This is a genomic window from Nostoc sp. KVJ20, assembly GCF_001712795.1.
Taxonomy (GTDB): domain Bacteria; phylum Cyanobacteriota; class Cyanobacteriia; order Cyanobacteriales; family Nostocaceae; genus Nostoc.
Genome location: NZ_KV757550.1, coordinates 26,940 through 40,224, shown reverse-complemented (window position 1 = coordinate 40,224; position 13,285 = coordinate 26,940). Strand labels below are relative to the sequence as shown.

The 13,285-nt window shown below is 37.3% G+C and carries 11 protein-coding genes; all 11 read left to right on the top strand.

What is annotated here, in order from left to right:
* Nucleotides 1-450 precede the first annotated feature (450 nt).
* Nucleotides 451-2,109: a DUF4091 domain-containing protein gene (locus tag A4S05_RS03060; protein WP_069068353.1), complete on the top strand. Its 1,659-nt coding sequence runs from the start codon at nucleotides 451-453 to the stop codon at nucleotides 2,107-2,109.
* 484 nt (nucleotides 2,110-2,593) lie between these two features.
* Entirely contained in the window at nucleotides 2,594-3,202 is a 609-nt protein-coding gene (locus A4S05_RS03055; RefSeq protein ID WP_069068352.1) for a hypothetical protein, read from the top strand.
* 358 nt (nucleotides 3,203-3,560) lie between these two features.
* Complete coding sequence (locus A4S05_RS03050; protein WP_069068351.1) at nucleotides 3,561-5,345, top strand: OmpA family protein; 1,785 nt, start codon at nucleotides 3,561-3,563, stop codon at nucleotides 5,343-5,345.
* Nucleotides 5,346-5,362: 17 nt separating this feature from the next.
* A complete protein-coding gene (locus tag A4S05_RS03045; protein ID WP_176726900.1) occupies nucleotides 5,363-5,860 on the top strand; it encodes a Rab family GTPase in 498 nt (165 codons plus the stop codon).
* Complete coding sequence (locus A4S05_RS03040) at nucleotides 5,861-6,259, top strand: hypothetical protein (RefSeq protein ID WP_069068349.1); 399 nt, start codon at nucleotides 5,861-5,863, stop codon at nucleotides 6,257-6,259.
* Nucleotides 6,260-6,301: 42 nt separating this feature from the next.
* The gene (locus A4S05_RS03035; protein WP_069068348.1) at nucleotides 6,302-7,426 is read left to right on the top strand and encodes a sensor histidine kinase; all 1,125 of its coding nucleotides are present in this window, start codon (nucleotides 6,302-6,304) and stop codon (nucleotides 7,424-7,426) included.
* A 373-nt stretch (nucleotides 7,427-7,799) separates the two neighbouring features.
* Complete coding sequence (locus A4S05_RS03030; protein ID WP_069068347.1) at nucleotides 7,800-9,080, top strand: nucleotide sugar dehydrogenase; 1,281 nt, start codon at nucleotides 7,800-7,802, stop codon at nucleotides 9,078-9,080.
* Nucleotides 9,081-9,211: 131 nt separating this feature from the next.
* Nucleotides 9,212-10,273, top strand: a complete 1,062-nt coding sequence (locus A4S05_RS03025) for an NAD-dependent epimerase (protein ID WP_069068346.1) — start codon at nucleotides 9,212-9,214, stop codon at nucleotides 10,271-10,273.
* Complete coding sequence (locus A4S05_RS03020; protein WP_069068345.1) at nucleotides 10,273-11,445, top strand: glycosyltransferase family 4 protein; 1,173 nt, start codon at nucleotides 10,273-10,275, stop codon at nucleotides 11,443-11,445. The genes A4S05_RS03025 and A4S05_RS03020 overlap by 1 nt, the downstream gene beginning before the upstream one ends.
* A gap of 55 nt (nucleotides 11,446-11,500) precedes the next feature.
* Nucleotides 11,501-12,154, top strand: coding sequence for a sugar transferase (locus A4S05_RS03015; RefSeq protein WP_069068344.1), 654 nt, complete (start codon nucleotides 11,501-11,503; stop codon nucleotides 12,152-12,154).
* A gap of 19 nt (nucleotides 12,155-12,173) precedes the next feature.
* Entirely contained in the window at nucleotides 12,174-13,247 is a 1,074-nt protein-coding gene (locus A4S05_RS03010; RefSeq protein WP_069068343.1) for a FemAB family protein, read from the top strand.
* Nucleotides 13,248-13,285 lie beyond the last annotated feature (38 nt).

Sequence of the window (13,285 nt, the reverse complement as noted above, 5' to 3'; positions counted from 1 at the left end):
CTATAGGACTCATATTTGATTATTGAAATATACATAGGGTGTGTTACGCCAAAGGCTAACGCACCACCCAAAGGTTTTGGTGGGTTAGGCTACGCCATAACACTACTTAGATTTTTTCAGAAATCAAATCATAGTCTTATATATAGACAAAAGTTTTATATTTTGATCTAAAAAGAGTAATCAAGTAGCGGTAATTTTAGACTTATAGGTTGAACTATTTCGTTTTAGTTTGAATATTTTGATTGTGAAAACACGTGGATTTACATAGTTTTATCCAGGTATTTTAATTTCAAAGTCAGAGATGAATAACAATAATTATTAGTTGAAAAGAAGCGTTGCATGACTATTTTAGGAAACAGCATTAAATGATAAGCTGAACTTTCAAGCATTTATCTCAAACTTTAAGAGCTACCTCTCGCTTCAGAAATATTGAAATCAGGAGAATTGAAAATGTCTCTTGTCAAAAGAGATACAAGATTGCTTAACAAAGTGAAACTTATCTTATGGATAGTGGGGACAGTATTTACTCTATTTGCTTGTTCAAGCATTGGACTATTAGCAAACAACTCATCCTTAACTAATCATCCCTTTGTCTGGGTAACTTCAAATTTAGAAAGGATAAAACGAGAAGACCTACCAAAAAGTAAAACCCGCATTGATTTATATGCTGCCCGTGGGGAATATGAACCCTTTCAAATCGGAATCCGCGCACCAAATAGTGGACTGACAAACGTTAATGTTTCAGCCTCAAACTTATCTGGCCCAAACAATCAAGTAATTTCCAATAGTAATATTACACTCTACCGAGAACATTACGTTAAAGTTACTCATTCTAGCCCTAACAAAAAAGGCAGTAGTAATCCCCCTTTAGGTAATGGATGGTATGCTGATGGGCTAATTCCATTTCTGAATCCTGAAAACCAAGCAGATATTAAAGATGCTGAATTAGATGCAGTTCCATTTAATCTTAAAGCTAGGAATAACCAACCAATTTGGGTAGATATATTTGTACCCCGCGACACTCAAGCTGGTGAATATAATGGCACTTTTACTGTTAGCAGTGACCAAGGAAAAGTTACAGGCGAAATCCACCTAAAAGTTTGGAATTTTGAGTTACCGATAAAACCATCGCTTAATTCTGAGTTTACTTTTTATGAACATAAAGATAAAAGCGACATGGTAGAACTTCTCAAACATAAGTTAATGCCTGACGCGCATTTTGATCCAGCAGATGAACCAGAATTAATGGAGCAATGGGGACTCCGTTCTCGGAGTCTTCCTTTTTGGAGTGGGGCTAATGTTAGTACTTGCAAAATGTCTCCGGCTCCTTCTCTTAAGAAGATTAAAACTACTGCTGCTAAACATGAATCTAGTCTATTTCTCTACACTAGATATGCCGATGAAATTGATAATTGTCCAAATCTGATTAAACCAGTAAAGGAATGGGCGCGAAATTTTCACAAGGCTGGAATCGCAACAGCCTTAGCCATGACTCCTACACCAGCGCTTTATGATGATGGTTCTGGAACTGGACGTTCTGCTGTAGACATCTGGGTAGTATTGCCAGAATCTTATGATGAAGCTCCAAAACAAATATCTGAGGTTCTGCAAAAAGGAGACAAAGTTTGGTCTTACAACGCTTTGGTACAGGATGGCTACTCGCCTAAATGGCAGATAGATTTTGAACCGATAAACTATAGAATTCACCCAGGCTTCATTAGCCAAAGCCTGGGACTGACAGGGATTTTATACTGGCGAGTTGACTTATGGACAAAAGATCCGTGGAACGACATTCAAACTTATTCCCAAGAGAAAGACTATTATCCTGGTGAAGGAATGTTGTTTTATCCTGGCAAACAGGTAGGTTTGACAGGAGTTGTCCCTTCGATGAGACTCAAGTGGCTCAGGGAAGGGGTAGAAGATTACGAATATCTCGAAATCCTCAAAAATAGCGTAGGCGTAGCCCGTCGTAGACATCGCCACAAGTGGGGACTTCAATTAGCTCGGCGTGTCGGTATGGACTGGAAAAACTGGACGCGGGATACAAATCTGCTGGAATCAGTCCGGCGTCAGTTGGGTGAGGAAATAGAGAAACTCTCTTCTCAATAAGCATCTTGAAATTAAGATTGAGCAAAAAGCCACTTGTACGAAGATACAGCCCTTGTTCTGACTGGTTCCCAGCCTGGAGGCTGGGAATCCATTCTGGGAGGCTCCGCCTCTGGTAGCCTGAATTGAGGCAGAGCCTCTTTTAAATACATTCCCAGCCTCCAGGCTGGGAACGAGACTACACAAGCTTTTGGGCTTTTCTTAGTGCCATTCGCCACTTGTACTTAGGTGGCTTTTTTCGCTACGTAGCAAGTACTACTAGCTTCAGCATTGTATATGTCAGTTCGCTTTTTCATTTAAAATAGAATACTGATAAAAACCACTATTTATGGTTCCAATGACTGAAATTTAGATGTTTTATTACTTATCTAAGTAAAATATATTTTTGTATCAAAACGCACCTTAATACGCACTAGTATCTAGGCTCTAGATATGGTATCGCGACTAACAGCCAAATCAACTTTTAGTTTTAAAAGGAATTCAAAAGATGAACCCATCGGAAGAGTACAACCATAATAATTCCTTAGAAGTAGAAAAATGGGGATCTAATTCAGAAATAAATAAGCAGCATTTGAGCAGTAATTATATTAGCGAAAATAGCAACTTAGATAAAGTTAGAGAAATTCTTTTTGGTAATCAAACACGAGATACCGAAAAAAGGTTTGCCCGCTTAGAAGAACGTCTAATTAAAGAATTGGGCAATGTCCGAGATGAAACAAGAAAACGTTTAGATTCCTTAGAAAATTATATCAAACAAGAAGTTGATTCTTTAACAGAACGGCTAAAAAATGAGCAGGGAGAACGTGATGGTCAGCTTAAAGCTGTTGCTGAAGAAAGTAAAAATGTAATTACATCTTTGGAAAATAAGATTAATCAATTTGATCAACAAACTACTAATAGTCAGCGAGAGTTACGTGAGCAGATTCTCAACCAATCTAAAAGCTTACAAGATGATATCCAGCAAAAATCTCAGGAAATCCTAGCTTTATTAGAACGGGAAGCTCAAGAACTTCGTAGGGACAAAACTGATCGCTCCAATCTTGCTGCTATGTTTACAGAGTTAGCCATCCGACTGAATGCAGAAAACAAGTCTTGAAGTAAGCTGGCGCAATTAAAGCTAACTGGTGGAGGCTGTCATTTGTCCTACGCTGCGGGAACGTCTATGTCATTGGTCATTGATAAGGGTTTTAAGCCTAAGTAAGTGGGCAAGAATAAATTAAACTATATTAATTAATGTAAAATTCAATTGAATTAGCTCGTAGTAAGGGCTAAAGCCCTTAAGAGAGGACTAAAGTCCCCATTACAAACCTTTAATTATTTACGCCCACTTACTTATTTACGTTTTATAACATTTTAAACATCCTCTAAGAGTTGATTCTTGATCCATCAATACATCTCTTCTGTTTACAACAGAATGCTACTTCAGATAAATTGTGAATTGAGGGATTTTGGTAATGAGTGACTATTCGACAAATCCAATACCGAAAGCATCCTCTGAAGCTTTGAATAGCAACAGCCAAACCTCCGAAATCAACGATGAACTAACTCTACTCCGCAGTTTGCTTCTAGATATTGAGCCGACTAAACTGAAAAAATTTTATGAGCGATTAGACAACCCTCAAATTCAACCAGAAGATATTAGCCAGATGCTTCCTGAAGCTGTTATCCTGCGGTCAAAGCAAGATAAACAACTTGGACAAGTAATGGTGTCAACTGTGGAAGACGCCATTGAAGTTTCTGTTAAACAAGACCACAATGTGCTTGCAGATGCATTATTTCCAGTGATTGGGCCAGCTACTCGCAAGGCGATTTCCACGGCTCTTGAAGAAATGATGCAATCAATGAATCAAACCCTGGAACATAGCTTATCTCCACAAAGCTTTAAGTGGAGACTAGAAGCGAAACGTACAGGAAAATCATTTGCGGAAATTGTGCTGTTACGGACGTTAGTTTATCGAGTAGAACAAATATTTCTGATTCATAAAAACTCTGGATTATTGCTTCAACATTTAGTAACAACGCAGGTAGCAGTTCAAGATCCCGATTTAGTAGCTGCTATGTTGACAGCTATCCAAGATTTTGTCCAAGATTCGTTCAGTATTCAAAAAGGAGATGGGATAAAGAGTTTACGCTTTGGAGAACTCACAATTTGGATTGAAGAGGGGCCACAAGCGTTAGTAGCAGCGATGATTCGGGGAAATCCTCCCCAAGAATTAAGGTTAGTTTTGCGAGAAGCAATAGAAAAAATTCACCTGAAGCTCAGTAGAGAAATTAAAAATTTTACAGGGGAGACTGAAGCATTTCAGCTAAGTAAGCCTTATTTAGAAGCTTGTCTGGTAGTTCAGTATAAATCTCCGGCTAAACAAAATTATACCTATGCTTGGGCTTTCTTGGGTGCGATCGCGATCGCTTGCGGAATTTGGAGCTTTTTTACAATTAGAGAGCAACTTCGTTGGCAAGCCTATCTCCAAAAACTCAACTCTCAACCAGGAATTGTTGTGATAAACTCCCAGAAAGGTTTTGGAAAATACTTTATTTCGGGAATGCGCGATCCCTTAGCAGTAGATCCCAATACATTGATACAACAAACAAATATTAATCCCAAAATGGTAAGTAGCCAGTGGCAACCTTATCTTTCTTTAGAGCCACAATTCACTACCAAAAGAGTTGAACAATTGTTAAGTCCCCCGCAAACTGTATCACTACAAGTTGATAATAATGGTGTTCTTATTGCTACTGGTCATGCCCCCCGCAAATGGATTTTAGAAGCACGGAAATTATGGTATTTTATTCCTGGCATCACCAAATTACAAGACAAAAACCTTGTGGACATAGAACTGAGACAATTAGAATCATACAAAAAACAAATAGAACAAAAAATATTATTTTTTTCAGAAGGGACAACTGAGTTGATGCCTGGTGAAGCTGACAAGTTACCTAATTTATTTATATCCATCCGTAAATGTTTAGATATTGCTAAGTATCTGGGGAAAAATGCACAGATTCAAATAATTGGGCATACCAGTAGTACTGGAACAGAAGGGCAAAATAAGCTGCTCAGTCAAGCCCGTGCTAATAAAATTCTATCTTATTTAAAATCTCAAGGAATTAATATAAACCAATTTAAAGCCACAGGGGTAAGTTATAGCCTACCTTTACAGCCAGAAGTAACACCAGAATCTAAAAAACTTAATCGGAGAGTATCTTTCAAGGTATTCATAGCTAATACCTCTAAATAAAGTTAGATCAATTTATGATTATCCAGAAAAAAATTTGTATGATCGGTGCATTTGCTACAGGTAAAACTAGTTTAGTAGCGAGGTTAGTCCACAGTATTTTTTCAGAAAAATACCATACTACAGTGGGTGTAAAAATTGATAAAAAAACTATAGATATTCAAGATAACAAAATAAATCTTATTCTTTGGGATATTTATGGAGAAGACGAATTTCAAAAATTACAAATGTCTTATTTACGAGGTTCTGCTGGTTATTTATTAGTCGTAGATGGTACAAGGCATAATACTTTAGAACAAGCTTTTGATTTACAAACAAAAGTAGAAGATGCTATTGGAAAAGTCCCCTTTATTTTAGTCATGAACAAATGGGATATAACGGATGAATGGGAAATTGAATCTACTGAAATAGATGATGTTATACAAAAGGGCTGGACTGTGATTAAAACCAGTGCTAAAAATGGTGTCGGTGTAGAAGAAGCTTTTCAAACTATTACTAAAAAAATATTGGATTGCTAAATGTTAGATATTCCTGTTTTTGTAATTACCTATATTCTAAATTTTGTAGTAGCAGATTCTTCTCTTGCCTATCTGTTGGTTAATAAAGATGGCAGCCTCCTAAGTTGGGGTGGGAAGTTGGCAGAATATGGAATTACTAATCTCCGTAAAGGAGAAAATGCAAAAGAGCAAGTTATTTTTCTGGAAGGTCTACTACCACTAGATAATACCTCCCTATTTCTACCATTTGTCCAAACAGAGTATGGCAGTTGTGTAGATGTTCATATATTACCGACGAAGGAAGTAGATTGGGTATTGATGTTAGATAGTAGCTGTGATAGAAATTACCTTTTTCCTATTCAACAAAAAGCTAATGATTTCAGACTATTACAGGAAAAATTAAATAGAAATTTAAATTAGTAACCTAGAATCAAAATTAATTGAGCGTAGCAGATTGAACCCATGAATACATCTATCACACATGATATGCTCACTGCTTTAGATATTCTAGCGTTAGAGCAAATTAATGAAGGGCTATTTAAAATAATTGGTAATTTACCTGATTGGTACAATAAATTTTCTTGTAAAGAATTGGCATCAGGGATAAATATATCAATACCGCAAGGAGAGTTTTCTTTTTTAAAGAATTTTTTAATTGATGCTGAAGAATTTTGGATAAACAATAATAATAATGTTAAAAAACTGAGTTCAGGTTTATGGACTGAAATAGATGCCACTGGGCAAGAATATCATTTGAAAGCTTATGCAATTTTTGTCGATAATAGGAAAGTTTTGTTAATTGAGGCTTTAGAAGATTCTTATAAAGAACAGCAGTATATTCTACAAAAAGCTAGAGAATATAAGTTAGTTTATCAGCAATTGCTCAAAGATAATCAAAAAAAAGATGTTTTAATCCATTGTCTTATCCATGATATAGCAGTGGAATTAAGTGCTATAAATTGCTGTTTTGCACTCCTGGAATTTGAGAATTTAACACCTCAAGGAAAAGAGTATTTAGAAACTGGTATCAAGCAATGTCTAAAACAAGAGATGCTAATTAAGGATACTTTAGATGCTTTTTCTAATGAAGTACTATTACCAGAAAATTCTCCTATTGGTATTGAGGCAGCACCCAATATATTAACTTCCATCCAAGAGGTAATTGAGTTTTTAAAGCCTAGTTTTGCTCTTAATCATATACAATTACAGTTTGCCGCTAACATTGATAAGACAATAGACTGGACAGTTATTGGAGATCAATCTCGTTTAGATAGAGTGATTTCTAATCTAGTAGAAAATGCTTATCGTTACAGTGTACCAGATTCTACTGTGACTATTGGTCTAGAATTAGATGGGGAGTATGTTTTAGTTACTGTAGATGATCAGGGCTTGGGTGTATCGCCAGAAATGGTAAAAAATTTATTTCAAAAGTTCTCCCAAGGTAAAGATAAATCAGGGAGAGCGGGTTTAGGTCTTTATTTTTGTAGAATCACACTCGAACGCTGGGGAGGTATAATTGGTTATTTACCTCGTCCTGAAGGTGGTTCTAGATTTTGGTTCCGCTTGCCAAGACTAGCATTAAAGTAAGAATAACTACAGGTGGACAATTATCTCGTTCCCAGTCTCAGACTGGGAATACCATCTTAGAGGCTCCGCCTCCCTTACTGGCGGCAGAGCCACCAGGAGTAGCATTTCCAGCCAGAGGCTGGAAACGAGATTTGAACTACAGGTGGACAATTAAATAGATGCGGTTATGTCTTTTTATTTATAGAAGCTGCGCCAAGTTGGCATTACTCAAATAAAAAAGTACTACAAAATTGAAGCAGAAGAGGATTCCTATATTAACTATCCTCACATTTCAAAGTTAACAAACGAGACTTATCTGAATTATCAAATAATTGTCGTTTTGATAAATGACAATTGTCAAACTTCGTATATTTAACTATACTCCTGTTAAGACATGAGCAACCGCATTGCTGTTATTGGTCTTGGCTACGTTGGACTACCTGTTGCCCTAGCGTTTGCCAAAAAGTTTCCCTACACTATTGGATTTGATATCAATTTAGAGAAAGTTAAAAGTTTAAAACAAGGCTGCGATCGCACGGGTCAAATCTCTACTGATGAGTTAATAAATTCTAGTCTCATCATCACTTCAGACATCTATGACTTGGTAGATACAAACTTTTTTGTGATTGCCGTACCTACCCCAGTTGACCGCAACCATAATCCTGACCTCAGCTTGCTGATTAAAGCCTCTGAACTCGTTGCGAAAGTGCTACAACCTGGTGCGATCGTGGTGTACGAATCCACAGTCTATCCAGGTGTTACAGAGGATATCTGCGGAGCAACCCTGGCCAAAGTATCAGGCTTACAAATGGGTGTTGATTTCAAGCTGGGCTATTCTCCAGAACGGATTAATCCCGGCGACAAGGCTCATACTCTGGAAAAGATTGTCAAAGTGGTAGCTGGAGAAGATGCCGAAACTTTGGAACGAGTTGCAAATGTCTATACAGCTATTATTGATGCCGGTGTATATCGCACCTCCTCAATTAAAGTAGCTGAGGCTGCCAAAGTCATTGAGAATACTCAGCGAGACTTGAATATTGCTTTGATGAACGAACTGGCGTTAATATGCGATCGCATCGGTATCCGCACCCACGATGTTTTAGCAGCTGCAAACACCAAATGGAACTTTTTGCCATTCACACCAGGACTTGTTGGTGGTCACTGCATTGGAGTTGACCCCTACTATCTAACTACCAAGGCAGAAGAACTGGGGTACCATCCCGAAGTCATCCTAGCCGGTCGTCGGATTAACGACAGTATGGGTACTTACCTCGGTCAGCGTTTTGTCAAACTCTTAGTTGAAGCTAGCCTGTCGATTAAAGAAGCGCGGGTAGGAATTCTCGGTCTTACTTTTAAGGAAAATGTACCCGACATCCGCAATAGTCGTATACCAGATATGGTGGCAGAATTGCAGCAATTCGGTATTGAACCACTCTTACACGATCCTCTGGTAGATCCTGATGAAGCATATCAAGAGTATGGGATTGATTTAGTAGATTGGCATAACCTATGTGATTTAGATGGGGTAATATTTGCAGTCAGCCATCAAGCTTACTTGGATATGCCTTGCGAACAACTTTTCAACTGTTTGCGTCCAGGTGGAGTGCTAATGGATATCAAGTCTATTTTTAGCCACACTACACTACCATCCCATATTCATTACTGGAGCTTATAAGTAGGTAGACATAATTAAACATAAAATCCTAGTTCGTAGTGAGCGATTTATCGCTTCTTCAGGATTATCAGGACTAAAGTCCTTACTACAAACTTTAATTTATTGACACCTAACTACTTAGGGAAAACATCATGGTCAAGGTTTTAGTCACTGGTGCTGCTGGTTTTATTGGTTTTCATCTCAGTCAACGTTTATTAACCAGAGGTGATGAGGTTGTTGGTCTAGATAACCTAAATGATTACTACGATGTCCTACTTAAAAAAGACCGTTTAGCTCAACTAGAAGAAAACCCAAATTTTAGTTTTTATAGACTGGATTTGGCAGACTCGGTAGCTATAGCTCAACTTTTCGCCGAACAACGCTTTGATGTGGTGGTCAATTTAGCAGCACAAGCTGGTGTCCGATACTCCATCAAGAACCCTCATGCGTATATAGATAGCAACTTAGTAGGCTTTATTAATATCCTCGAAGGTTGTCGCCATTCAGGCGTTCAACACTTAGTATTTGCCTCTTCTAGTTCTGTATACGGTGCTAATACTAAAACACCCTTTTCTATTCATGACAATGTAGATCATCCAGTTAGTTTATATGCTGCTACAAAAAAAGCTAACGAGTTAATGGCTCATAGTTATAGCCACTTATATGGTTTAGCAACAACTGGACTTCGCTTCTTTACTGTCTATGGGCCGTGGGGTCGTCCAGATATGGCGCTGTTTTTGTTTACTAAAGCGATTTTGAAAAAGCAGCCGATTGATGTGTTTAATTACGGTAAAATGTGCCGAGATTTTACATATATTGACGACATTGTAGAAGGTATTATCCGGGTGATGGATAAAATACCTGAGCCAAATATTGCTTGGTCAGGAGATGCACCCGACCCAGGAACGAGTAAGGCTGCTTATAAAATTTACAACATAGGTAATAATCAACCAGTTGAATTAATGCGCTTTATAGAAGTGCTGGAAGATTGTTTGGGAATGAAAGCACAAAAGAATTTGCTCCCTTTACAACCTGGTGATGTCCCCGTTACTTATGCAGATGTTGATGATTTAGTTAATGATGTAGGCTTTAAACCTAGCACACCTATTGAGGTAGGAATTGGACGTTTTGTAGATTGGTATTGTTCTTATTATCAGAATGCTAGGACTCAATTAACCCAAAATTCTTGGGTAAAAGTGGGGAGTCGGGAATAATGAAAATCCTACATATTTGTGCAATTGGAGACACCGCCCAGATTCTTTTAAGACCTCAGATTGATTATTTATTGTCTCATAATCTATCAGTTGAAATAGCTTGCTCTCCAGGTTTAGAAGTTGAACAATTACAACAACAAGGATACATAGTCCATCCAATTCAAATTGACCGTCGGATATCTCCTCTCTTGAATTTGAGAAGTATTTATCAACTGACGCGATTAATTCAAAAAAATCAGTACGACCTTGTTCACGTACATACTCCAATTGCTGCTGTATTGGGACGTATTGCAGCCAAACTAGCTGGTGTTAAACGAATTGTCTACACTGCTCACGGTTTTCCATTTCACGATCAGTCCTCACTTAGTCAATATCGTTTTTATTTTATTGTCGAAAAACTTGCTGCTTTCATAACTGATTTAATCCTTACTCAAAATCATGAAGATATTGCCACAGCCAAAAAATTAGGTCTTTGTCCGCCGGAAAAAGTATGTTATTTGGGTAACGGTGTAGACATTGATCGTTTTAAGTGCGATCGCCTCAATTTGGCTCATCAAAATCAATTGCGTAAATCCTTGGGTATCCCTGAGAGTAGAAACTTAATTATTGGCACAATTGGACGTATAACCCGTAAAAAAGGCAGTGAATATTTAATTGAAGCCACAGCAAAACTACTTCCTCATTTTCCTAATTTGCAAGTTTTGGTAATTGGCTCACAACTCGATACTGATCCTGAACCTTTTCAGGCAGAACTAATCAAAAAAATTCACTCTTTAGGAATTGAGGAACATATTACTCTCACAGGTAAACGTCAAGATATACCAGAACTTTTAGGGCTGTTAGATATCTTTGTGTTGCCTACATTCAGTCATGAAGGATTACCCCGATCTATTCTAGAAGCAATGTCAATGAGTTTACCAGTTGTTACTACAGATATTCGGGGTTGTCGAGAAGCTGTAATTCACGGGAAAACAGGTTTAATTGTGCTACCTCAAAATAGTCAAAAGTTAGCTGAGGCTGTAGGAATACTATTATCTAACTATGAATTACGACAAACTTATGGCCAAGCTAGTCGTGAGCGAGTCGAAATTAAATATGATGAGGAATTAGTTTTTGCTCGACTGAATAAGTACTATGAAGAATTAGGAATTGATTCAATATCTCATAAGTAGAGATTTTGAAAAAAAATCTCACATATATAAGAGAAATAAGAGAGACAGTGTATTTATGAATCTTAAAATTTTTCAGGGCATTAACTTAAAAAACTACAGCAGATTAATCAAGTCTATATTAGATAGAGTTGTGGCAGCGATCGCTTTAATTTTTCTTTTTCCTTTACTCATGGGTGTTGCGATCGCTATTTATTTTCGCATGGGTCAGCCAGTGATTTTCACCCAGCCCCGCCCTGGTCAAAATGCTCGGATTTTTAACTTTTACAAATTCCGTACTATGACCAATGAACGCGATACTGAAGGCAATCTTCTTCCTGATGAAAAACGCCTCACAGCCTTTGGTAAATTGCTGCGTCAAACTAGTCTTGATGAATTACCTCAACTTTGGAATGTCTTAAAAGGAGACATGAGTTTTGTTGGCCCCCGCCCGTTATTAGTAAAGTATCTTGACCGCTATACCCCTCAACAAGCACGTCGCCATGAAGTAAAGCCGGGTATTACTGGCTGGGCGCAAGTTAATGGTCGCCGCACATTAGATCAAGTTTGGAATAAAAAATTTCAGTTGGATGTTTGGTATATCGATCACTGGAGTCTGTGGCTTGACCTGAAAATTTTGTTCATGACTATATGGCAAGTAATGCAACGAGAAAGCGTCACCCAGGAAGGTCACGTTACATCGGAGGAATTCAAAGGCCAACTTAAAGAATAATTGGTAATTAATTTTAAAGATGAATATTCAAGTAATTGATTTAGCTAACCCTTTGTGGTTAGAAATACTAGAAAAGCTCAGTTATGATGTTTATCATTTGCCTGAATATGTATATCTAGAATCCCAAAGAACTCAAACAATACCAGAGGCAATTTTGATAGCTGATGGTGAAAAAATATTTTTTTTACCTTATTTGCTGCGCCGCTGTGATAATTTGTTTGACGGCGAGTTCACAATTCCAGAAGTATTTGATGTAGTTTCGCCTTATGGTTATCCTGGATTTCTGTTAAGTGAAGCGGCGGCTAATACACCCGATTTTTTAAACTTGGCACTTGAAAAGCTAAAATCTGTATTCCTATCCAAGAGCGTGTGTTCAGCATTCTTACGCTTGCATCCAATACTCAATCAAAATTTGAATGAAGTTTTAGCCTCTAAATTTTTTCAAGTATCAGGAGAAACTATATCTATCAACTTAAGCCTTTCAGCAACAGAAATATGGCAGCAAACGCGACCAGAACACCGAACTTATATCAATCGGTGTAAACGTGATGGATTTACAACAAGAATGGTTAATTTTCAGGATTATATAGATGTTTTTATCGATGTATATACTCAAACAATGCAGCGTGTAGAAGCAAAAAAATATTTTTATTTTGATTATAAATATTTTGCTTCTCTAGCAAATATGAATGAAAATATATACTTATGTATTTTAGAGTTAAATAATAAAGTTGCTTGTGCTGGAATATTTACTGAATGCTGTGAAATAGTTCAGTATCACCTTGGAGGAACAAAAAACGAGTTCCTAAAACAAGCTCCTAGTAAGTTAATGTTTGATTACGTTCGATTTTGGGCTAAAGAACGTGGAAATAAAGTTTTGCATTTAGGCGGTGGTGTTGGTTCAGCTAAAGATAGTCTCTACAAATTTAAAGCAGGTTTTTCTAAACAAAAACATTCTTTCTTGACATTACGCCTAATTACAGATGAAGAAAAATATATAGATTTAGTTAAATTACGAGCAAAATCTTTAAAAACTGAGCCAGAAACCTTACTTGAGTCAAATTTTTTCCCCGCTTATCGTTCTCTTAATTGAGGGAAAAATACCAAGACTTACGTAAAATTCCCATTTGG

Coding starts and splice junctions, on each gene's coding strand:
- A4S05_RS03060 (WP_069068353.1), top strand. CDS start 451: ATGTCTCTTGTCAAAAGAGATACAAGATTGCTTAACAAAGTGAAACTT.
- A4S05_RS03055 (WP_069068352.1), top strand. CDS start 2,594: ATGAACCCATCGGAAGAGTACAACCATAATAATTCCTTAGAAGTAGAA.
- A4S05_RS03050 (WP_069068351.1), top strand. CDS start 3,561: ATGAGTGACTATTCGACAAATCCAATACCGAAAGCATCCTCTGAAGCT.
- A4S05_RS03040 (WP_069068349.1), top strand. CDS start 5,861: ATGTTAGATATTCCTGTTTTTGTAATTACCTATATTCTAAATTTTGTA.
- A4S05_RS03035 (WP_069068348.1), top strand. CDS start 6,302: ATGAATACATCTATCACACATGATATGCTCACTGCTTTAGATATTCTA.
- A4S05_RS03030 (WP_069068347.1), top strand. CDS start 7,800: ATGAGCAACCGCATTGCTGTTATTGGTCTTGGCTACGTTGGACTACCT.
- A4S05_RS03025 (WP_069068346.1), top strand. CDS start 9,212: ATGGTCAAGGTTTTAGTCACTGGTGCTGCTGGTTTTATTGGTTTTCAT.
- A4S05_RS03020 (WP_069068345.1), top strand. CDS start 10,273: ATGAAAATCCTACATATTTGTGCAATTGGAGACACCGCCCAGATTCTT.
- A4S05_RS03015 (WP_069068344.1), top strand. CDS start 11,501: ATGAATCTTAAAATTTTTCAGGGCATTAACTTAAAAAACTACAGCAGA.
- A4S05_RS03010 (WP_069068343.1), top strand. CDS start 12,174: ATGAATATTCAAGTAATTGATTTAGCTAACCCTTTGTGGTTAGAAATA.